Origin of the sequence: Arthrobacter sp. 4R501 (assembly GCF_002929755.1) — a bacterium.
In the GTDB taxonomy this organism is placed as follows: Bacteria; Actinomycetota; Actinomycetes; order Actinomycetales; family Micrococcaceae; genus Arthrobacter.
On sequence record NZ_PJIW01000010.1, the window covers coordinates 125,426 to 147,099 of the forward strand.

The 21,674-nt window shown below is 65.4% G+C and carries 19 protein-coding genes; 12 read left to right on the plus strand and 7 right to left on the minus strand.

Annotated features, from left to right (window positions below; all coding sequences use genetic code 11):
• Positions 1–2,049: a TPM domain-containing protein gene (locus CXR02_RS11915; RefSeq protein ID WP_104062179.1), complete on the minus strand. Its 2,049-nt coding sequence runs from the start codon at positions 2,047–2,049 to the stop codon at positions 1–3.
• A gap of 286 nt (positions 2,050–2,335) precedes the next feature.
• Here CXR02_RS11915 and CXR02_RS11920 point away from each other — a divergent pair, with 286 nt between their 5' ends.
• From CXR02_RS11920 to CXR02_RS11935, 4 genes are all read left to right on the plus strand, one after another.
• On the plus strand, positions 2,336–3,946 hold the full coding sequence (locus CXR02_RS11920) for a S1C family serine protease (RefSeq protein WP_104062180.1): 1,611 nt from the start codon (positions 2,336–2,338) through the stop codon (positions 3,944–3,946).
• Between the two features lie 252 nt (positions 3,947–4,198).
• Entirely contained in the window at positions 4,199–4,999 is an 801-nt protein-coding gene (locus CXR02_RS11925; RefSeq protein WP_104062181.1) for an electron transfer flavoprotein subunit beta/FixA family protein, read from the plus strand.
• Between the two features lie 14 nt (positions 5,000–5,013).
• Positions 5,014–5,967, plus strand: a complete 954-nt coding sequence (locus CXR02_RS11930; protein WP_104062182.1) for an electron transfer flavoprotein subunit alpha/FixB family protein — start codon at positions 5,014–5,016, stop codon at positions 5,965–5,967.
• Positions 5,968–5,970: 3 nt separating this feature from the next.
• Entirely contained in the window at positions 5,971–6,750 is a 780-nt protein-coding gene (locus CXR02_RS11935) for a PIG-L deacetylase family protein (protein WP_104062183.1), read from the plus strand.
• Positions 6,751–6,797: 47 nt separating this feature from the next.
• Here the strand turns inward: CXR02_RS11935 and CXR02_RS11940 are convergent, their stop codons facing one another.
• The 4 genes from CXR02_RS11940 to CXR02_RS11955 all read right to left on the minus strand — a co-directional run bounded on the left by CXR02_RS11940 (position 6,798) and on the right by CXR02_RS11955 (position 9,982).
• The gene (locus CXR02_RS11940) at positions 6,798–7,673 is read right to left on the minus strand and encodes an anti-sigma factor (RefSeq protein WP_104062184.1); all 876 of its coding nucleotides are present in this window, start codon (positions 7,671–7,673) and stop codon (positions 6,798–6,800) included.
• A gap of 1 nt (position 7,674) precedes the next feature.
• Positions 7,675–8,283, minus strand: coding sequence for an ECF RNA polymerase sigma factor SigK (gene sigK, locus CXR02_RS11945; protein WP_104062185.1), 609 nt, complete (start codon positions 8,281–8,283; stop codon positions 7,675–7,677).
• Between the two features lie 202 nt (positions 8,284–8,485).
• Positions 8,486–8,953: a tRNA (cytidine(34)-2'-O)-methyltransferase gene (locus tag CXR02_RS11950; RefSeq protein ID WP_058931909.1), complete on the minus strand. Its 468-nt coding sequence runs from the start codon at positions 8,951–8,953 to the stop codon at positions 8,486–8,488.
• A gap of 66 nt (positions 8,954–9,019) precedes the next feature.
• Positions 9,020–9,982, minus strand: a complete 963-nt coding sequence (locus CXR02_RS11955; protein WP_104062186.1) for a J domain-containing protein — start codon at positions 9,980–9,982, stop codon at positions 9,020–9,022.
• Positions 9,983–10,150: 168 nt separating this feature from the next.
• Here CXR02_RS11955 and CXR02_RS11960 point away from each other — a divergent pair, with 168 nt between their 5' ends.
• The gene (locus CXR02_RS11960; protein ID WP_258060920.1) at positions 10,151–10,822 is read left to right on the plus strand and encodes a hypothetical protein; all 672 of its coding nucleotides are present in this window, start codon (positions 10,151–10,153) and stop codon (positions 10,820–10,822) included.
• Here CXR02_RS11960 and CXR02_RS11965 read toward each other — a convergent pair.
• Entirely contained in the window at positions 10,819–11,259 is a 441-nt protein-coding gene (locus tag CXR02_RS11965; RefSeq protein WP_104062187.1) for a hypothetical protein, read from the minus strand. The two genes, CXR02_RS11960 and CXR02_RS11965, sit on opposite strands and share 4 nt — an antisense overlap.
• Positions 11,260–11,350: 91 nt before the next feature.
• Here CXR02_RS11965 and CXR02_RS11970 point away from each other — a divergent pair, with 91 nt between their 5' ends.
• Complete coding sequence (locus CXR02_RS11970; RefSeq protein WP_181037206.1) at positions 11,351–12,013, plus strand: metalloregulator ArsR/SmtB family transcription factor; 663 nt, start codon at positions 11,351–11,353, stop codon at positions 12,011–12,013.
• Positions 12,014–12,069: 56 nt separating this feature from the next.
• Positions 12,070–13,302: a cysteine desulfurase family protein gene (locus tag CXR02_RS11975; protein ID WP_104062189.1), complete on the plus strand. Its 1,233-nt coding sequence runs from the start codon at positions 12,070–12,072 to the stop codon at positions 13,300–13,302.
• On the opposite strand, the gene CXR02_RS11980 is transcribed toward CXR02_RS11975, so the two are convergent.
• Positions 13,278–14,549 carry an NAD(P)/FAD-dependent oxidoreductase gene (locus CXR02_RS11980; RefSeq protein WP_104062190.1) on the minus strand — a complete coding sequence of 424 codons (1,272 nt, stop codon included), beginning with the start codon at positions 14,547–14,549 and terminating at the stop codon, positions 13,278–13,280. The two genes, CXR02_RS11975 and CXR02_RS11980, sit on opposite strands and share 25 nt — an antisense overlap.
• 207 nt (positions 14,550–14,756) lie before the next feature.
• Here CXR02_RS11980 and mnmA point away from each other — a divergent pair, with 207 nt between their 5' ends.
• From mnmA to CXR02_RS12005, 5 genes are all read left to right on the plus strand, one after another.
• Entirely contained in the window at positions 14,757–15,881 is a 1,125-nt protein-coding gene (mnmA, locus tag CXR02_RS11985; RefSeq protein WP_083510467.1) for a tRNA 2-thiouridine(34) synthase MnmA, read from the plus strand.
• Between the two features lie 174 nt (positions 15,882–16,055).
• Positions 16,056–17,696: an ABC transporter substrate-binding protein gene (locus CXR02_RS11990; RefSeq protein WP_104062191.1), complete on the plus strand. Its 1,641-nt coding sequence runs from the start codon at positions 16,056–16,058 to the stop codon at positions 17,694–17,696.
• A 93-nt stretch (positions 17,697–17,789) separates the two neighbouring features.
• Positions 17,790–18,872: an ABC transporter permease gene (locus CXR02_RS11995; protein WP_104062192.1), complete on the plus strand. Its 1,083-nt coding sequence runs from the start codon at positions 17,790–17,792 to the stop codon at positions 18,870–18,872.
• The gene (locus CXR02_RS12000; protein ID WP_104062193.1) at positions 18,872–19,885 is read left to right on the plus strand and encodes an ABC transporter permease; all 1,014 of its coding nucleotides are present in this window, start codon (positions 18,872–18,874) and stop codon (positions 19,883–19,885) included. The genes CXR02_RS11995 and CXR02_RS12000 overlap by 1 nt, the downstream gene beginning before the upstream one ends.
• Positions 19,882–21,597, plus strand: a complete 1,716-nt coding sequence (locus CXR02_RS12005; protein WP_104062194.1) for an ABC transporter ATP-binding protein — start codon at positions 19,882–19,884, stop codon at positions 21,595–21,597. The genes CXR02_RS12000 and CXR02_RS12005 overlap by 4 nt, the downstream gene beginning before the upstream one ends.
• The last annotated feature ends 77 nt before the right edge of the window (positions 21,598–21,674 follow it).

Here is a 21,674-nt window from a genome sequence, read left to right on the forward strand (position 1 = left end):
TCAGAAACTTCCCGAGTCTCCGCCGCCGAAATCTCCTCCGCCGAAGTCCCCTCCGCCGGAGTCACCGCCCCAGCCGCCACCATCGCTGTGGCCTCCGCCCCAGCCTCCGCCGCTGCCGCCGTTGAGGATGGAGTTGATGAGGATACCGCCAAGGATGGCGCCACCGAGGCCGCCACCGCCTCCGCCGCGCCCGCCGAACATGCCACCGCCGCCGAAGCCCTGGTTGGCGTAGCCACCAAAGTTGTCGACGTCTGCCTGGGCCAGCTGCGCTGCCTGGGCCGCGAGGGCGTGGGCCTGCTGGGCGTATGTGAGGGCAGTAACCGGATCGTTGCGGGAGATGGACAGCGCGTAGTCGAGGTTGCGCTGGGACTCGGCGAGCCGCGTGCGGGCCTCGGTGCCCACGCCGCCGCGGCGGGCGGTGATGTAGTCCGACGTGGCACTGATCTGCGCCTGCGCCGACATGATGGTCTGCTGCAGCGACGCCTGGGCACGGCGGGCCTGGTCCTGCTGGTTCCGGATGCCGGTGAGGGACTGGTCCAGGGCCTGGTGCGCTGTTTCAACGCGCTGCAGGGTGGCGATGGGATCGATCTTTCCGCCCTGGATTTCGGCCTTGACCTGGCCCAGAGCGGCTTCAACACCGGCTACCGGGCCGGCCAGTTCGGGGTGTTCGCCGGACTGGATCATGGCCTTCGCCTGCGCGAGGTCCTGGGAGGTTTCAACGACGGCCGCCTCCAGCCCATTGCGGGCCTCGTCCAGGCTGGTGGACACCTTAGCGATGGCGTCCAGCAGAACGTTGGTCTGGTGCAGGCTCTCTTCAGATGCCCGCACGGCGACCGCGGCGAGGCTACCCTCGCCTGCGGTGAGCTTCTCCTGGGCGGTGGCCGTGGCGTTCTGCACAAAAGCCAGCCGTTCCTTGGCCTGGGTGATGTTGTCAGCGACCTGCACCAGAGCACTGTCCGCGTACTTGGCCCGCAAGGCCGTCAGTGACTGTTCGGCGCTGGCGATCTTGGCATCGGCTTCGTGGGCTCCGGCGCTGATGGCTGCCAGTGCCTGCGGGGCGTTCTTCTCGAGCTCCCGGAGCGAGTCGAAGTCGGCCTTCTGCTCCTGGAGCGAGCCGAGCGCTGCCTCTGACCGGCGGATGATCTCGCCGAGCCAGCTGCGCTGCTGTTCTTCCGTGTCCGGGATGTGGTCGTCAAGCTGCTGCTGGAGCTTGAAGGATTCCGACATGTGGGCCTTGGCCTCGGCCAGGGCCTTGGTGAAGTTCCCCACCGCGGCATCGCCATACTGGGCCTCCGCGAAGCCGAGTTCCTGTTCGCTGGACTTGATGGCGTCGTCGGCCTCGATGATGAGGGAACCGCTCTTACGTCGGAGTTCCTCGATGCTGAGCGAGGCCAGCGGATCGAGCTCGGCGCCCTGGGGGCCGTAGCTGGCACTGGACGCCTGGGCTGCCTTCTTCCGTTTGTTACGGAAGTAGACGTATGCGCCGGCTCCACCGGCGGCAACTACGCCCGTGCCAACGAGGACAGCTGCGCCGACGCCATCACCCGAGGGGACATTGCCGCTGCCGCCGCCTGCCGCATCCCCGATGGCTCCAGCGGTGTCAATGGCAGCCTGGGCGAAGTCCCTCTTGCCGCCAGCCAGGTTGGCTGTGACGGCGTTCTGGCTGATGGCTCCCTGTTTGGACTTGATGGGGCTGGCAGAGTTCAGGACGAAGCTGAATTTGCCGTCATCCTTGGCTATCGCCAGGACGGCGTCGGACCTGCCCATGCCCTTGTTCGTCGCAACGGCCGCGGCCCAGTCAGCTGGAACGGTTGGGTTGGTGAACGTGTCCACGGTCACCACATAGAGGTTGTACTTGTGGTCCTTCAGGAGCTTCTGGATGGCTTCCTGGACCTCGCCACTGCGTCCGCCGAGAACCTTGGCGTTGTCCACAATGTTGGTTCCGGGTGGGATGGTCACCGGGTCTTCAGCCCAGGCCGCGCCGGCAGGAACCGCGAGCAGCCCGGTCAGGCCGATCACGGCGAGGATACGTTTGAACTTTGACCGCATGTGCAACCCTTCAGCACGCCTGACACCGATTCGGGACGAATAAGCGTCTCAGAATGCAGCAGCGCCCCCACGCGTGGTGTAAAGCCGCAGGTCGCTGTGGCATTTCCTTTTGATTCTATGGTGCACCTCTTGGTGCGTCCACAGCGGCGAATATGCCACCAGCGAAACCCTTGGAAGTGCCTCTTGGCAGCGGAATTCGGTCTCCCAGCAACCTCCCAGCCAACGTTCGCCCCAGTTCCAGCCAGACGGTACATAGTTAATGCAGATGAGGATGAAAGGAAGTCCAATGACTGAGAACCCAACCCAGGGTGCAGCGCCGGAGAACCGCAGTCCGGATGAGAACCGGAATGCGGACCAGAACCCTGCGGAGGTCCGCAGTGACGCTGTCGGTCAGGCTAATCCGACCGAGCAGCTGGACCGCTCCGGGGCACCTGACAACCCCACCCAGCCGCTGCCGGGTGCACCCCGTCCGGTTTTTCCTCCCCGCGAGCCGTTCTACGGCCAGCAGACGCCGGGCCAGCAAACGCCCGGCCAGCAGACACCGGGCCAGCAAGGACCGGGCGAGCCGATCCCCGGTCCGTACGGCGCCGTCCAGCCGAGCGGCCAGCAATATGGCCACTACGGAGCGCATTCCGCCGTTCCGGGCGGTTATGCAGGCCAGTACAACGCTGCCCCGAACCCGGCCCACGCGCCCCGCCGGAAAGCCTCGTTCGGCGTCGGCACCCTGGTGGCCAGCATCCTGGCCGCCGGCCTCGTGGGTGGCGGCGTTGCCACTGTCGGTTCGGGCAACCTCTTCAACAACGGCTCCCCGTCGTCGGCGAGCAGCAGCCAGACTGACACCGTCATCGTGAACAACAAGGACGACGTCAACGCCATTACGGCGGCAGCACTGAAGGCTTCACCCAGCGTGGTGACTATCAGCGCGACGAGCGGAAGTTCAGGCGGAACAGGCTCAGGCATCATCCTGGACGACGCGGGGCACGTCCTCACCAACACCCATGTGGTGACCCTGGATGGCCAAAGCGCCAACGCAACCCTGGAAGTCCGCACCAGCAAGGGCAAGGTCCTCAAGGCCACGCTCGTGGGCACGGACCCCCTCTCTGACCTGGCAGTCATCAAGGTGGACGACGCATCGGGACTCACTCCTGCGACCCTCGGCGATTCCGGCAAGCTCAACGTCGGCGACACCGCCATCGCCATCGGCTCCCCGTTGGGCCTCACAGGCACCGTCACGGACGGCATCGTCTCAACGCTGAACCGGACCATCAGCGTTGCGTCATCGGCAGCACCCAAGGAAGGCGACAGTTCCCAGGGCGGCGATCAGGGCTTCCAGTTCGCCCCGCCGAACGGTGGCCAGGGCCAAAGCACCGCGAACCAGGGGTCCATCTCCATCAATGTGATCCAGACGGATGCCGCCATCAACCCCGGCAACTCCGGTGGTGCCCTGGTCAACACCAAGGGCGAGATCATCGGCGTCAACGTGGCCATCGCGTCCGCCGGCTCCGATTCTTCGACCACCGGCGGAAATATCGGAGTGGGCTTCAGCATCCCCATTAACCACGCCAAGCGTGTGGCGCAGGAGATCATTGATACCGGCAAGGCCTCCCACGGCCAGCTGGGCGTCAGCGTCAAGGAAAAGTCGTCCAGCAGCTCGTCCTCGGGCTTCTCCGTAGGTGCCGACGTGGCAACGGTCGAGCCGAATTCAGCTGCCGCCAAGGCCGGCATCAAGGTGGGCGACGTGGTGATCAAGTTCAACGACCTGGTCATCAGCGAGCCCAACCAGCTCACAGCGGCCGTCCGTGAGCAGGCCGGCGGCTCCACCGTCAAGCTCACCGTCCTGCGCAACGGCCAGGAACAGACGTTCGACGTCACGCTCGGCACCGCAGCGGACCAGTAGGCCTGAACAGCAGACCGCACGGCAAACAATCAACGACGGCGGCGGAGGTCACCAAGATGACCGCCGCCGCCGTCGTCCGCGTTCCGGTGCGCCCGGGCAGGGCCGTGACACAGGCGTTAACGGGACGGCAACGGGGGACGGCTATATGGTTAGCTAGGATCTACCCGTACCCCGGGCGTTCCGAGGCCATGACCCCATCCGGCTGGCTGTCCACAAGCATGGAAGGCTGCTGTAAACACAGTGGAAGAGACATTGAAGATCATCGTCCTGGTCAAGCATGTACCGGACGCACAGTTCGACCGACACCTCACTGGCGAGGGCTACACCACGGACCGTGACGAAAGCATCCTTTCCGAGCTGGACGAATACGCGCTGGAGGCGGCTTTGCAGCTGGCTGAGGCCCGCGGTGGCGCCAAGGCCGGCAACCAGGTCATTGCGCTGAGCATGGGCGCGTCCGGTGCAGTGAACGCGGTGAAGAAGTCACTCCAGATGGGCGCCACCGAAGGCGTGCACCTCACGGACAGTGCACTGGCCGGCTCAGACGCCGCCGCCACTTCGCTCGCGCTCGCGGCCGCCATCCGCCACATTGGCACCGGCGCGCCGGTGGACCTTGTCCTCACGGGCATGGCGTCCACCGACGGCGAAACGTCCCTGGTCCCGGCCCAGCTCGCCGAGCGCCTCGGCCTGCCGCAGGTCACGTTCGCGTCCTCGCTGACGGTCGACGGCGGCCGCCTCACCGCGCGCCGCGACGCCGACACCTACTCGGAGACCGTCGAAGCAACGCTTCCCGCGGTGGTCTCCGTGACGGACCAGATCAACGAGCCGCGCTACCCCAACTTCAAGGGCATCATCGCGGCCAAGCGCAAGAGCATCACCACCCTGTCGCTGGCCGACATCGGAGTCGATCCCGCGCACGTGGGCCACGCCGGATCGTGGACCACAGTGACCGCTGCCGAGGAACGCCCGCCGCGCACAGCCGGAACCATCATCACCGACGAAGGCGACGCCGGCATCAAGCTCGTCGACTTCCTGGCCGCCCAGAAGCTGCTCTAAGAGGGATCACAGACATGGCAAACGTACTCGTATTCATTGACAACCCCGGCGATGCCCTGAAGAAGAGCACCCTCGAACTGCTCACCCTGGGACGTTCCCTGGGAGAGACCGCTGTTGCCGTGAACGGCGATCTGCATCAGGATGTTTCGGCCACGCTCGCCGAATACGGCGTCACCGCCGTTTTCCGGCCCTCCGCCCAGGACCTGGATGACTACCTTGTCTCGGCGAAGGCAGCCTATCTCGCGGCCGCCGCGCGTGCTGCCAGGGCCGGCACGGTCCTCCTGGACAACTCGCCCGAAGGCAAAGAGATCGCGGCGCGGCTCGGCATCCGGCTCAACGCCGGCGTCATCACCGACGTTGTGGCGGTCGACGCCGACGGTACAGCCCACAAGTCGGTCCTCGCGGGGTCCTACACCACCTCTGCCAGGGCCACCACGGCGGTTTCCGTGCTGACGGTGAAGGCCATCAACGTCACGCCGGAGCCGGCATCCGTGGCTTCCGCCCCGGAGACGTCCACCGTCGAAGTGCCGGCGGACGGCACGGCCACGGCGGCCCGCGTCACCGCCCGCGAACAGAAGGCGGCCAGCGGCCGCCCGGATCTGTCGGACGCCCGCATCGTGGTGGCCGGCGGACGCGGAGTGGACGGCGACTTCGGCCCCGTGGAGCAGCTGGCGGACGCCCTCGGTGCTGCCGTCGGGGCCTCCCGTGCAGCCACGGACGCCGGCTGGATCAGCCACGACGCCCAGGTGGGCCAGACCGGCAAGACCGTGTCGCCCCAGCTCTACATCTCAGCCGGCATTTCCGGTGCCATCCAGCAAAAAGCGGGGATGCAGACAGCCAAGGTCATCGTGGCCGTGAACAAAGACGCCGAGTCGCCGATCTTCGAAATCGCCGATTTTGGCATCATCGGGGACCTCTTCGACGTCCTTCCGCAGGCCACCGAAGAAATCAAGAAGCGAAAAGGCTGACCCTTGGCCCCCTCCGCTGCCTCAGCACAGAGCCCGTTCAACCCGGACATCCACCGGATTGGGCGGGTGCTCTGTTTCGCCGCCCATCCGGACGACATCGACTTCGGTGCGGCCGGCACCATCGCCGCCTGGACGGCCGCGGGAATCCACGTCAGCTACTGCATCATGACCGACGGCGACGCGGGCGGCTTCGACCCGGCGCAGCGGGCGGAGATCATCGCCCTCAGGGCGGCCGAGCAGCGCCGGGCAGCCGAACTCGTGGGCGTGACCGACATCCACTACCTCTATGAGCGCGACGGCTACCTGGAACCGACGCACGAGGTGATGAAAGGTGTGGTGAAGCTGATCCGGGAAGTCCGTCCCGACGTCGTGCTCGCCATGCATCCGGAACGGAATTGGAACCGCCTCCAGAAGAGCCACCCGGACCACCTTGCCGTGGGGGAGGCCGTGACCCGGGCTGTCTACCCTGCGGTCGAAAACCCGTTCGCCTATCCGGAGCTGGCCGAGGCAGGCCTCGCGGCCTACAAGCTGCCGTGGCTGTGGCTCTATGCCGGGCCCGAAGAGCGGGAGAACCACTTTGAGGATGTCACAGACCATGTGGACGCCAAGCTCGACGCGATCCACGTGCACGTGAGTCAGCATCCCGACGTCGCGGCCATGGAAGCGGCGGTGCGGAACGGCCTGCACATGAATGCACGGCGTGCGGGCTTTGGTGAGGGCCGCAGCGCCGAAGCCTTCCACGTGGTCGCCGTCAACGGCCCGGGGACGATCGCCGGCTTCTAGGACGTCCGGTGGTGGGGCGGCTGGCCTCTGGCGCAGCCGCCCCGGGCTCAGGCGCCCAGCGGTGCGGCAGCCACAGTGGGGAACGTCGGGGTAGCCGAACCGCCCACAGGCTCCACGGTGATGCCGAGCGCTGCAGCGGACGCAATGCCCTTCACCACGGCAGGCTTTGACAAGGCTGCTTCGTCCATCAGGCCCTGGGAAACCGGTGCCGAGCCGTCCTTCGGGATCAGCCACATCTGATATACCTTGCCGGCCGGCGGTGCGGGTACATCGTTCATCTTGACCACCACGGCATCCTTCGACGACGAAATCAGCACTGTGGCGGTGCCTCCGGCGGAGACAGGTACGGAGGCTTCGCGGACGTCGGCGGCCCGGACCACCTGGTTCAGGGGATCGTTCTGGTCCGTGATGTAGGCGCCCACGCCTACGCCACCGAGGGCGATCACGGCGGCAGCTGCGACTGCGGTGAGCCAGCGGCGGGCGCCGGCAGGCCGGCGTCGTTCTTCCCGGCGGACCCTGGCCGCGGCGAGCTCATCCAGCGCCTCTGCCGGCGAATGTTCGGCCGGCATGGCCGTGGTGGCGGGAGCCACGACTGTTATTGGCCCATCGGCAGGCAGCTGCGCGAGGGACGGCAACTGGGACACGATTCGTGCGAAAAGATCCGCGGGAGGTTCCGCCTCAGCCGTAAAGGACGCCGCGAGGGTCTCCCTGGCCTGGCGGAGGCGCTCAAGGAAGGCGCTGCGCTCAGCGTCGGGCGCGGCGGAGATGTAGCGGTCAATGGCGGCGCGTTCAGCATCGCTGATCGCGTCCATGGCATAGAGCTCGGCGAGATCCACGGCCCGCCCGGATTCCAGGTCGGCGGCGATCTCAGATCCGAACGAGCCGGGACGGCGGGTGCCTCCCTGACTATTCATTTCTGTCATCTCAACTCACCCCCAGACAGGTCTTCAAGCGGATCAGTCCGTCGCGGATGCGGGACTTGATGGTGGGTACTGCTGCGTTTAGCTTTTCCGCGACTTCGCGGTAAGTGAGGCCGCCGTAGTAGGCCAGCCGCACGGATTCCTGCTGTGTTTCGGTCAGCGTTTCCAGGCACCGGACCACCGCTTCGGCCTCGAGCCTGCTGTCCACCTCGGCGGAGACGGAGTCGTGGTCCACGTCCTGGCTGCTGGCGCCATACTTTGCCTCACGGTCGGTGGCCGACTGCGAGGAACGGACCTTGTCCACGGCCCGGCGGTGCGAAATGGTCATCAGCCACGAGAGCGGACTGCCTGCTTCGGGGTTGAACTTCGTCGCGTTCTGCCAGACCTGGAGGAATACCTCCTGCGTGGTGTCTTCGCTGAGTTCGGGATCGATGAGGACCCGCCGCGCCATGCCGAAAACCCTGCGTGAGGTCAATTGGTAGAACTCGGCAAACGCGGCTTGGTCGCCGCCCGCTATGCGTGCGAGCAGCCCGGCCAAGCGCTTGCTGAGATCCACCGGTGAGTCTGTGACTGCGGCCGGGGCCTCGGAGTTTGGCGCGTTGGGAGTTTCCATCACTACCCAGCATAGGTCGCCCGGCGGTGAAACCTGAGCATCGCGGCCGGCGCTGCCTCGGGGAAAGGGGAAAACCGACGGCGCCGCCCGCCTAGTTTTTAGCAGTGTCACCTGCCGCTCCTTCCTCGCCCTGGAATTGCTGTCAGGAGTGATTCGGTGCCGACAGCCGTCCGGATGGGCCGCGGGCGTCCGGAACGGGCGCTCAAATCTGGGCGCCGGAAAATCCCTGCTGGCGCCAGGCCTCGTAGACAGCAATGGACGCCGCGTTGGCCAGGTTCAGCGAACGGAGGGACGGCAGCATGGGAAGCCGCACGGTGGCCGTGACATGCGGATCGCTCTTGAGGTGTTCCGGCAGGCCCACTGATTCCTGGCCGAACATCAGGACGTCCCCGGGGCGGTAGGCGATGTCCGCATAGCTGGCAGTGCCGTCCGAGGTGAAGGCGTACACACGCTCCGGCTGCAGTTCGCGCCAGGCGTCCTCGATGCTTTTGTGGACGGTGACGACGGCGAGGTCGTGGTAGTCCAGGCCGGCGCGCCGGAGCTTGGCATCGGAGAAATCAAAGCCGAGGGGTTCCACCAGGTGCAGTTGGGCGCCGGTTATGGCTGCCAGCCTGATCGCATTGCCGGTGTTGCCGGGGATTTCGGGGGCATGGAAGAGGATTCGGAACACGGTCCAATCCTAGTCAACCAATCCGGGTCAACGGTTCAGTGCCCGCTTCCCAGCGCATGCAACGGTTCAGTGCATGCCGCGAAGCAGCCTGGCCAGCACGGACACATTGACGGTGTTGGGTGTGGGGCCGGAGGAGAGGAAGTGCTTGAGGCCGCGGACCAGGCCCGCCGCGTTCACCACCTGGATGGTCTCGGACGTGCCGGCTGTTCGCCGGTGGCGGTCGATGACGGGTTCGTGGAGGTTGCCGTCGGCGCTGTGGATGACTGTCCAGCCGGTGACGTTCAGTTCCGGGAAGATGTCCTGCATGGCCCGGACAACGTGGGCCAGTTGCGGCGGCGCGATGGAACGTCCGCCGTGCCTCAGGGTTTGCCCGTCCCAGGCGTAGGCGCCCTTTGGCAGCAGCATGGAACCGATCAGCGCCAGCCGGTAGCCGGACAGGAGTGCGTGGTCGATGTGGCTGTTATCGGCCGGGGACTGCAGGCCGTTGACCAGCCGGGCCGCAGGAATGGCGGGCAGAACCTGGCGGGTGATGAGCTGCACCGTGCGCAGTTCGCGCTGGATTCGGGCTTCGGCGCCAAAAATGCCCCGTTTGCGCGGCATCCCGTGGACCTGCTGGCTGGCCTGGGCGAACGGGATGAGCGGCACCATGCCGGACGCCTCGGAGGCCGCAGCATCGTAGGCCGGGACGTACAGGGGCGGATCGCCCGCGGTATTCCGGGGCGTGGTGGTCCTGTGCACGGTTGCCGATGCATGGCTTCCTGCCGCCGGCGCGTCAAAGTGCGGCCCCGCGGCGGAATCGTCGGTGTTGCGGGATGTTCCTGCGGCATACGAGCGGTCGTAGGCCTTCCGGCGCGTCGGGTCTATCAGGGTTTCGTATGCTGCCGTCACCTGCCGGAAAGCAGCGGCGTCCCCGCCATGGTCAGGATGGGCCTTTCGCGCGGCCCGGCGGTAGGCCACCTTGATCTCCTTGTCGGTGGCCGTCACGGCGACACGGAGCACCTCGTAGTAGGAGCTGCTGCTCTCGGTCAAGCACTCATCCTTTTTCTTCGTCTGGCCAGTCCACGGCAGGCAGCCCGGTGGGCCCCAGTTTACGGCCTGTCCACACAACGTCTGCGCAGGCCTCGGTGGTTCCCGCGGCCCGGCGTCTAGACTCTTTGAGGATGACGGCAGGCTGGCCGTCCGGGCGAACATATTGGGGTGGACGTGAAGGCACAGGCGGCTGTACTCGTGGCGTGGGCGCTGCTTGGCGTGACAGTACTGGGAGGCTGCAGTGTTGACGTGCCCGATCCGGCCGCCCCGAAAGTGGAGCCAACCGTCACCGCACTGGCCACCCCTACCATTACCCCTGGCCATGACGCAGAAGCGGTGGCAGCAAAGGACATGCCGTTCTCCGCTGGCGGTTCCCTGGCCGCCGGGGTCCCCGTGGGGATCTCGGACGGACTGAAGGAAGTGCCCGGCTGGCAGCAGGTCAAGGAGAACGTGGCCGGCGAGAGCCAGTATTTGATGGCTGATGGATGCCTGGTGGCGGCCAAGGTCCGCACCAACCAGGTCCCGCTGGCACGCCAGGACGACAAAGAGTCAACCATTGGCCTCTTCACGTACCTGGATCCGACTATCCTGCCCGGTTATCTGAAGACCGCGACGCTGCGGTGGGGCGGTGATGTTGGCAAGCCGGGGCCATCGGCCGAGGTGATGGTGCTGGAGAAACCGGGCCAACCGGGCGTCAGGTCCACAGCCGTTATGGCCAGGGTGTTCGGTACCGCCGCATCATCGGTCTACATTTCCGTGGCCTGCCCGGATGACGCCACACTGGCAGCCGCCCGGGCCGACGTCGCAGAACGCCTCTTGCTGGTCCCGCCGTCGAATTAGCCGTGCCGGTTACTTACCGTGCCGGCGCCAGGACCCGGCAGGGACAGGCGGTTCAGGGCGAGCGCACCCACGAGCAGGCCGAAGTCCCGCAACGCCACGTCGTAGAAGCTGCCCAGGACCAGCAGGTTGATGATGATGCCCAACAGCCAGACGGCCACCAGCAGGGAACCGAACCGGGGACGGACCGCCACCGCAATGCCGGCGATGATCTCCACGGCGCCGACGATGTACATAAAGGTCTGCGCCGAGACCGGCACCACCGAGGTGGCCACCGGCGCGAGGTAGATGGTCCAGTCGGTCAGGATGTTGGTGAACTTGTCCAGCCCGAAGAGAATCGGTGCGACGATGAACACCGTGCGCAGCAGGAAGAAGGCCTGCCTGTCCGGTGCCATAGCCTGAAGCCGGCCGGCTGCGTTGATTTTTGCGTTGGTTGTCATGGTGGAATCTTTCTAAAAGTAGGTATTGTTATTTTAGAAAGATCGGCACCATTAAGCAAGTTGATGTTGTTTTTAGAGTGAGGGGCACAGTGTGCGCAGACTTCCGTGGGGCCGCCGCATGGCGGCAGTCGCTTCATTGGGCGACGAGAAGCGTCGGCAGCTGTTTGAGCTGATCGCTGCCTCGGATGCCGCAATCGGGCGCGATGAAGCGGCGCTGGCCCTCGGGCTGCCAAGAAGCACGGCGTCCTTCCACCTCGACAGGCTGGTCCAGGACGGACTCCTGGCGGTGGAATTCCACAAGGCGTCCGGGAAGTCAGGTCCTGGCTCCGGGCGGCCGGCGAAGATGTATCGGCAGGCAACGAGCGAGATCGGCGCCTCCGTGCCTGACCGCAACTACGATCTCGCCGGCGAACTGCTCGCCGCGGCCATCGAGCATTCCACAGCGACCGGTACCGCGGTGGGCGATTCGCTGCTCGCCACCTCGTACCGCAAGGGCCAGGCCCTTGCCTCCGGCGCTGTAAGCCTGGAGGTCTTCATCGCGGGGGAGGGCTACGAGCCCAGCCCGGACGGCGAGGGCGGCTTGACGCTTGTTAACTGCCCGTTCCACCGGCTCTCGGACGGGCATCCGGACGTGGTCTGCGCCATGAACGGGTCATTTCTGCGGGGCGCGGCTGCGGCATGCGGGGAGCCGGAGGAACGCATAGCGCCGAACAGCGAGCCTGGCCAGTGTTGTGCCAGGATCACCCCGCCCTGAGGCCCGATCAGCCAGGGGCGCGGGGGCGCCGCCCTGGGCGCCGCTAGAATTGAGGCGTGCCCGTCTACCTCGATCATGCAGCCACCACGCCCCTTTCTGCCGAGGCGCTGGCAGCCCTTACCCGGGAACTGTCCCGCACCGGCAATCCCTCGTCCCTGCACGGCTCGGGCCGCCGTGCCCGCCGCTCCGTGGAGGACGCCAGGGAAGCCATCGCGACGGCGGCCGGCGCCCATCCCTCCGAGGTCATCTTTACGTCCGGGGGCACTGAGTCGGACAACCTCGCAGTCAAGGGCCTGTACTGGGCCCGTTCCGGCGAGGACCCGGCCCGGCGGCGCATCCTTTGCTCCGCCGTCGAGCATCATGCCGTGCTGGACACGGTGGAATGGCTGGAGCGGCATGAGGGTGCCGCTGTCACATGGCTTCCGGTGGACGGCGACGGCGTGGTGGACCTGGACGTCCTCTCCGCCGAGCTGGCCCGGGACCCTGGAACTATTGCGCTCGTGGCGGTTATGTGGGCCAACAATGAGGTGGGCACCATCCAGCCGGTGCACAGGATTGTGGAGCTGGCGCACGCCGCCGGGGTGCCGGTTCATTCGGACGCCGTGCAGGCATTCGGCTCGCTGCCGGTGGATTTCAAGGCCTCTGGACTGGACGCCATGTCCGTTTCCGGGCACAAGATCGGCGGACCGGTGGGAGTCGGTGCCCTCCTGTTGGGGCGGGCCGTCAAGCTGACCCCGGTGCAGCACGGTGGCGGCCAGGAACGCGATGTCCGGTCCGGGACGCTGGACACGGCGTCCATCGCCGCCTTCGCTGCGGCCGCAGAAGCCGCCACCGCACAGCTTGCCGCGGAGTCCGCGAGGATCGCGGCCCTGCGGGACAGGCTCATCGACGGCGTACTGGAGCGGGTGCCCGAAGCTGTGCTCCGCGGCGCCCCGGGGGAGGGGCGGCTGCCCGGCAACGCGCATTTCACGTTCCCTGGCTGCGAGGGTGATTCGCTGCTGTTCCTGCTGGACCTGGTGGGGGTGGAATCCTCCACGGGATCCGCCTGTACGGCCGGTGTCCCGCGCCCGTCCCACGTGCTGCTGGCCATGGGGCTGGACGAGGAGACAGCCCGCGGCGCCCAGCGCTTCACGCTGGGACATGCCTCAACCGACGCGGACGTGGATGCCTTGCTGGCAGCCCTCCCCGGCGCGTACCAACGCGCCCGCCAAGCAGGGATGGCCGGGCATGAATCCTCGATCCAGACGGCGGGAACGGTAGCGCGTCAGGCGTCCTCCGGCAGGAGCTGATCGAGCCCAACGGAGTTGTCGGCCAGGCGCTCCGCTGTGACTCGGGTCCTGGCCGAGATGAGGGCCTTGATGGTCTTCTGCGCGCCGGGTTGTGGCTTCCGCGGCCAGTTGACGCTCATCCCGGCCACCACCCTGGAATCCTGCTGCCAGAACGCGATGAACTCCTTGCCCTCCAGTGACCCCCGGATCGCCGGCTCAGCGCCCGTCGCCAGGGCCGGGAAGCCCGAGTACTCCATGCTGACGTCGTACTGATCGGTGTAGAAGTAGGGGATGGTGCTCAGGACTGCATCCTGGCCGAGCATTGCCCTGGCGGCCACCTTTCCGCCGTTCAGGGCATTGGACCAGTGCTCGCTGCGGTGGTGCTGGCCGGTGAAGGGGTGCAAGGCGTTGGCGATGTCGCCGGCGGCAAAAATGCCGGGCGCGCTGGTCCGCAGGGACGCGTCCGTGAGGATCCCGTTGTCCAGGGCCAGGCCGGCCGCCTGCGCGATGCCCGTCTCGGGAACCACGCCGACGGCGATGACCACGATGTCCGCAGGGAGCGCCTCTCCGGAATCGGTGACCACCCCGGTGACAGCGCCGCCGTGGCCGGTGATTTCCCGTGCCGAGGCGGGAAGCCGGAAGCTTACGCCGTTGGCTTCGTGGAGTCTGCGGAAGAACCGCCCGAGGTCAGGGCCGATGGCCCCGGCCAGGGGGATCTCTTCCAGTCCGAGGAGCGTGACGTTGTTGCCGTACGTGGCGGCAGCCGCAGCCAGTTCCATGCCGATCCAGCCGGAGCCGATCATCACCACGTTTCTGCCGCCCACCGCCAGACTGCTGCGCAACCGACGGCTGTCGTCCAGGGTGCGGAAGGTGGAGACGCCGGCCAGGTCGCTTCCGGGCAGGCGGAGGGTGCGGGGCGCCGCCCCGGTGGCGAGCAGCAGGGAACCGTATGCCAGCGTGCTGCCGTCGTCCAGCTCCACCGTCCTGGCGTCCGGCCGGATGCCCGTGACGCGGGCACCCAGGCGGAGTCCGACGTCGTTCTCCGCGTACCAGCCTGGCGGCACCACCGGGACGGCGTCCTCGGCGGCCTTGCCCAGCAGATACTCCTTGGACAGCGGCGGCCGCAGGTACGGAGGATGGCGCTCTGCGCCGATGATGGTCACCCGGCCTTTGAACCCTTCCGCCCGCAGCGTCTTGGCCGCGGTGGCCCCGGCCAGGCCGCCGCCGGCAATCACAATGTCCCCCGCAGTAGCAATGTCCTCAGCCATGTCCGCCCGATTCCCGCCGGTGTGTGCTCGAAGTCTAAAACCGTTGATTCTGACTTTAGAAGTGAAGGTCCGCTGGGTCAAGGGTCTTTTGGGGAGGATTCGGCGTGGCGATAGACTGGTGCGGCAGGCATTGTGCTATTCCTGCGGCCGCCGGTTGAACGGCAGCCGCCCTCTGCCGGCATCCCCCGAACCCTAAAGAAAGCCAGCATGCGAGTTCTAGCAGCCATGAGCGGTGGAGTCGACTCCGCCGTTGCCGCAGCACGTGCCGTTGAGGCCGGGCACGACGTCGTCGGCGTTCACCTTGCGCTGTCCAGGATGCCCGGCACCCTGCGGACGGGCAGCCGCGGCTGCTGCACCATCGAGGACTCGCGCGATGCGTGGCGTGCCTGCGATGTGCTGGGCATTCCGTATTACGTCTGGGATTTCTCGGAGCGCTTCAAGGAAGACGTGGTCCAGGACTTCATCGATGAGTATGCTGCCGGGCGGACCCCCAATCCCTGCATGCGCTGCAACGAGCGGATTAAGTTTGCCGCCCTGCTGGAGAAGGCCATCGCCCTGGGCTTTGACGCCGTCTGCACCGGGCATTACGCCAAGGTCATCAAGGACGCCGACGGCAACCCCGAACTTCACCGGGCCGCGGACTGGGCCAAGGACCAGAGCTACGTCCTGGGTGTCCTGACGCACGAGCAGCTCAAGCACTCCATGTTCCCGCTGGCTGACACGCCCTCCAAGGCTGAGGTGCGGGCCGAGGCCGAGCGCCGTGGACTGTCAGTGGCCAACAAGCCCGACAGCCATGACATCTGTTTCATTCCCGACGGCGACACCGCCGGCTGGCTCGCCGAAAAGATTGACATGACCACCGGCGACATTGTGGACGAGACCGGTACGAAGGTGGGGGAGCACCCGGGAGCCAACGCGTTCACCGTGGGACAGCGCCGCGGTCTGAAGCTCGGCACACCCGCAGCGGACGGCAAGCCCAGGTTCGTCCTGGAGATCCGGCCCAAGGAAAACAAGGTAGTGGTGGGGCCCCAGGCACTGCTGGCCATTGACGAGATCCGCGGCATCAAGGTCTCGTGGGCCGGCCTGCCCATCGCGGAAATCGAAACGGGCGCCGAGTTTGACTGCTATGCCCAGGTCCGCGCCCACGGGGACCCTGTGCCGGCAACTGCACGAATGCTGCCCGGCGAGGGTGCACCCCAGCTGCTGGTCACGTTGACCGATCCGCTGCGCGGTGTGGCACCCGGCCAGACAGTGGTCCTCTACCAGGGCAGCCGCGTCCTGGGCCAGGCCACCATCGACGCTGCCCGGTCGTTGCAGCGCGCGGAGCTCTGAGGCGGAGCAAATTTACCCTGGTCAGGTAAATTTTGTGTCTCAACTCACAAAAAAGCCGGTTGATGAGTCCGGCGTCTGGTTGAATCTAGGCATCAGGACAGCGCGCTGCCCGCTCAAGCCAAGACACCCATTTGCGGGCGGCGAGCGCGTACTCATCGAACAGAAAGTTCACAGATGACCAAGAGCACTAAAGCCTTGCGCAGCGCAATTGCGCTCGCAGGCGTTTCCGCCTTCGCATTGACGGCCTGCACGGGCCCCTCGGGTGGCGGCGGCGGTGGAAGCACAGCATCGGAGAATGCCAGCAGCGTCATTGCGTACGGCACAACAGACAAGGTCACCGCACTGGACCCCGCGGGCTCGTACGACAACGGTTCGTTCATGGTGATGAACCAGATCTACTCCTTCTTGTTGAACTCCAAGCCCGGTGGTGCCGACCCCGTGCCGGACCTGGCCGAATCGTCCTCCTTCACCAAGCCCACCGAATTCACCGTCAAACTCAAGAGTGACCTCAAATGGGCCAACGGGCACGTGCTGGATTCCAAAGACGTCAAGTTCTCCTTTGATCGCCAGACTGCCATCAACGATCCCAACGGGCCGGCTTCGCTGTTGTCCAACATCGATTCCATTGCCACACCTGATGCCAGTACCGTGGTTTTCACACTGAAGAATGCCAACGACCAGACGTTCCCGCAGATTCTGACCAGCCCGGCCGCCCCGATTGTTGACGATGAAGTCTTCCCGGCAGACAAGCTCCTCAGCGACGAGGAAATTGTCAAGGCCAATGCCTTCCACGGCCAGTACATCATCGACTCCTACAACAAGAACACGTTGGTCAGCCTGAAGGCTTGGCCGGACTACAAGGGAGTGCTTGGCAAGCCCGCCAACGCAGGGGCCACCATCAAGTACTACACCGACCAGACCAACATGAAGTTGGAGGTCAAGGGCGGGCAGATCGACGTTGCCAACCGCAGCCTGAGCGCCACGGACATCGATGACCTCAAGAAGGACTCCAACGTCACGGTCCATGTCGGACCCGGCGGCGAGATGAGGTACATCGTCTTCAACTACGACACCATGCCGTACGGAGCCAAGGCTCCCGAAGCGGACCCGAAGAAGGCGCTTGCCGTCCGGCAGGCCGCTGCCAACCTCATCGACCGCCAGGCCATTTCGGACCAGGTCTACAAGGGCACGTACCTGCCTATGTGGTCCAACGTCCCGTCCGGTTTCGTGGGGGCCAACGAATCGTTCAAGCAGGCCTATGGGGATGGCTCCGGCAAACCCAGCCTGGACAAGGCCAAGAAGGTCATGTCCGACGCCGGCATCACCGGCCCGGTGACGATCAAACTGCAGTACAACCCTGACCACTATGGCAAGTCATCCGGTGACGAATACGCCATGGTCAAGGACCAGTTGGAGAAGAGCGGTCTGTTCACCGTGGACCTTCAGTCCACCGAGTGGGTCACGTATAACTCGGCGTCGAAAAAAGACAGCTACCCCGTCTTCCAACTGGGCTGGTTCCCGGACTTCAGCGACGCGGACAACTACCTGACACCCTTCTTCGTGGGCGGTGGCTTCATGAACAACCACTACACCAACCCTGAGGTCGAATCGCTGATCGCCAAGCAGCTCGTCACGGCTGACAAGGCAGAGCGCGAGAAGACCATACAGGAGGTCCAGAACCTTCTGGCCAAGGACATCTCCACCCTGCCGTTGCTGCAGGGCGCCCAGGTTGCCGTTTCGGGGACCAAGGTGAAGGGCGTGGATTCGACACTTGACGCGTCGTTCAAGTTCCGGCTCGGCACCGTTTCCAAGTAACAGCTAAATACCTGCGTAGGGGGTGGGGCCGGCCGGTCCTGCCTCCTACGCGTTAGCTCCACATTTTCGATTTCCAGACCAAGCAGGTTCAGCATGGCCACTTTGATAGATGCGCCGCCGCCAACGGTGGCGGCCCCCATATCCAAATCCGCGGGAGGTGGCCTCGGGAGGTATATCCTGATTCGCTTCCTGCTGATCTTCCCGACGATCTTCATCCTCGTCACCCTCGTTTTCTTCCTCATGCGGATCACCGGCGATCCCATTACCGCAGCCCAGGGCGGGCGCCTCCCGCAGGAACAAATCGACGCCTTGGTTCACCAGGCCGGCTATGACCGGAACCTGTTCATCCAATACATCGAGTACCTTGGCCACATCGCCACCGGAAACTTCGGCCGGACTATTTCAGATGGCCGGCCCGTCATCGAGATGCTCGCGAAATTTGGTGCAGCCACCCTGGAACTGAGCATCAACGCCGTGATAGTGGCGTTGCTCGTGGGAATACCGCTGGGTATGTTCGCCGCCCACAAACGCGATAAGGTTCCGGACGCTGTCCTGCGCATGTTCGCCATCCTTTGCTATGCCACCCCTGTCTTCTTTGCCGGCCTGCTGCTGAAGCTGACGTTTTCTGTAGGACTGGGTTGGTTCCCCGTGGCCGGCCGTGCATCCACGACAACGGAATTAGCGATGGGCCGGCTGGCAGCGCCCACCGGCGTCTACTGGCTGGACGCCCTTCGCAGCGGCAATCTGGCAGCCTTTGGCGACATCGTCCACCACGCAGTCCTGCCGGCCGTCGCGCTGGGCCTACTGACCGCGGGCGTCTTCCTCCGTCTGGTCCGTACCAACGTGATCGGCACGCTGGGCAGGGACTATGTTGAGGCAGGCCGCTCCCGAGGTGTCAGTGAATACCGGCTGGTGACCAAGCATGCCTACAAGCCTGCGCTGATCCCCATCATCACGGTGATGGGATTGCAGATTGCCCTGCTGCTCGGCGGTGCGGTGCTGACCGAAACCACCTTCGAGTGGAAGGGCCTCGGCTATCAGCTGGCGCAGTACCTTACCGCGCGTGACTTTGTGGCTGTCCAGGGCATCGTGATGCTGCTGGCCGTCATTGTGGCGATCACCAATTTCGTGGTGGATATTGCCGCCGCCCTGATTGATCCGCGAGTGAGGTACTGATGGGTACCACAGTTTTGGAACCGAAAAAGAAGTCCTTGCTGGACCGGCTTCCGGTCTCGTCCCACATCCGCCAAAGCGTTGGCCTGCAACGGACCATGCTGCTCATCGGCGTCGTCCTTTGCGCTGTCTTTGTCATGGCCGCGATATTTGCGCCGGTGCTGGCGCCCTACGGGTATTCCCAGATTTCCGATGACGCCGGTTCGTTCCCGGCGCAGGCCGAACCCGGTGGCAAGCATCTGATGGGAACAACCGTGGGCGGATACGATGTGCTGTCCCGGATGATCTGGGGATCGCAGACAGCCATGGCGGTGATAGTTGCTGCCGTGTTGATGTCCATCTTCCTGGGAGTGTTCCTCGGACTAGTGAGTGGCTACTTCGGCGGCTGGCTGGACCGGGTGCTGGTGGTGATTGCTGACGCGATTTACGCCTTCCCGACACTCCTCGTTGCTATCGTGATGTCGATTGCCATCAATAAGGGACAGTCTGGCTTTTGGGGCGGAATTCTCGCCTGCGGGTTTGCCATCACGGCAGTGTTTGTACCCCAGTACTTCCGGGTGATCCGTGCTGAAACCATCCGGCTCAAGGCTGAACCGTTTGTGGAATCCGCCCAGGTTGTTGGCGCCTCAAGCGCCAGGATTATCAGCAGGCACATCTTCTCCAACGCAACCCGGACCCTGCCTCTGATCTTCACGCTGAACGCCTCCGAAGCCATCCTCACCCTGGCAGGCCTGGGCTTCCTTGGCTTCGGTATCGAGCCAAGTTCCGCCGCTGAATGGGGCTTTGACCTGAACAAGGCGATGGCCGATGCCTCTTCCGGCATTTGGTGGACGGGTGTGTTCCCCGGCATCGCCATCGTCCTGACGGTGGTTGGCCTCACCCTCGTGGGCGAAAGCATCAATGACCTGAACGATCCGCGGCTGCGCGGGCGCAAGGCTGCAGGCGGCAAGGGCGGTCCGGGATCACCAACCGCCGCCGCGAACGCCGCCATTGCAGCGGAAGTGAGAGCATCTTGACCATCAATATTGGTTCGGTATCTGACCAGTCCAGGCCGGCGGACCAGCCCGTCCTGGAGATCGACCACCTCAAAGTCACCTTCGCCACCGACAGCGGAGACGTCTACGCCGTCAAGGATGTAAGCCTGGACGTCCGCTCCGGCGAGGTCCTGGCCATCGTCGGCGAGTCCGGCTCCGGCAAGACGGTGACCGCGAAAACCATTCTCGGGCTGCTTCCGGAGACTGCCACCAGCGGGGGCGCCGTCCTGATCAACGGGAACAACGTGATCAGCGTCAGCGCCGCGAAGCTGAGGCAGATCCGCGGCCGCGATGTGGCCATGGTGTTCCAGGAGCCCTCCACGGCCCTGAACCCGGTGTTCACCGTGGGCTGGCAGATTGCTGAGGGCATCCGTGCCCATGCCGGCGGTCCCGGCGGGAAGCGGGTCTCGGCCAAGGACGCCAAGGCCCGTGCCATTGAGGCGCTGCGCAAAGTGGGGATCCCGGATCCGGAGCATCGGGTCAACTACTACCCGCACCAGTTCTCCGGCGGCCAGAAGCAGCGCGTGGTGATCGCCGCCGCGCTGGCCCTGAACCCGGGACTGATTGTGGCGGATGAACCCACCACAGCCCTGGATGTCACCGTCCAGGCCGAAATCCTGGAGCTGCTCCGGGACCTCCGGGACAAGTACGGCACATCGATCGTGCTGATCACCCACAACATGGGCGTGGTGGCCGACCTCGCGGACCGCGTGGTGGTGATGTACCAGGGTGATGTGGTGGAGGAAGCGCCGGTGCGCGTGCTGTTCGCCGAACCCAAGCAGGACTACACCAAGAAGCTGCTGGCCGCCGTGCCCCACCTGGGCCGGAACTCGGCGTCGGAGGGCCTGCGGGAACGCGCCCACCAGGGTTCGCCCGTGCTGGTGGAGGCAACCAACCTGACCATCGAGTACCCCGGCAGGCTGGGAACTCCGGCCTTCAAGGCCGTGGACGGGGTCAGCTTCACCGTGTCCCAGGGCGAAGTCTTTGGACTGGTGGGCGAATCCGGATCAGGGAAAACCACCATCGGCCGGGCCATCGCGGGCCTGAACCGGACCACGGGCGGCAGCCTGAAGGTACTCGGCTACGAGATGCTGAACCTTAAGGAGCGGACGTTCAAGCCCCTCCGGAAGGATATTGGCTTTGTGTTCCAGGATCCGGCTGCGTCCTTCAACCCCCAGCTGACCATCGGCGACTGCGTAGCGGAGCCCATGATCATCCACACCAACCCGAGCCCGGCGCAGGCGCGCAAACGCGTTGCTGAACTGCTTGAATCAGTGCAGCTGCCGGCGTCGTACGCCCAGCGGTACCCGCACGAGCTGTCCGGCGGGCAGCGCCAGCGGGCGTCGCTGGCGCGCGCACTGATCCTGAACCCACGGCTGCTGATCGCTGACGAGCCGACGTCCGCCCTGGACGTTTCGGTGCAGGCGAAAGTCCTGGAACTCTTCAAGGAAATCCAGGCCGAGTTCGGGTTCGCAGCACTGTTCATCAGCCACGACCTCGCGGTGGTGGACATCCTGTCCCAGTGGGTGGGCGTCCTGTACAAGGGCAAGCTGGTGGAGCAGGGCATCGGCAGCCAAGTGATGGGCGCGCCGCAGCACGACTACACCAAACGGCTGATTGCCTCCCTGCCGGTCCCTGATCCGGACGAACAGGCCCGACGCCGGGAAGCGCACCGGGCGCTGCTGGCCCAGTAGGCACCCCGGCGACAACACAGTCGCGGCACCAATCAGACGGACATCCCGCCCCACCAGGCGGGGTGTCCGTCCGCCGC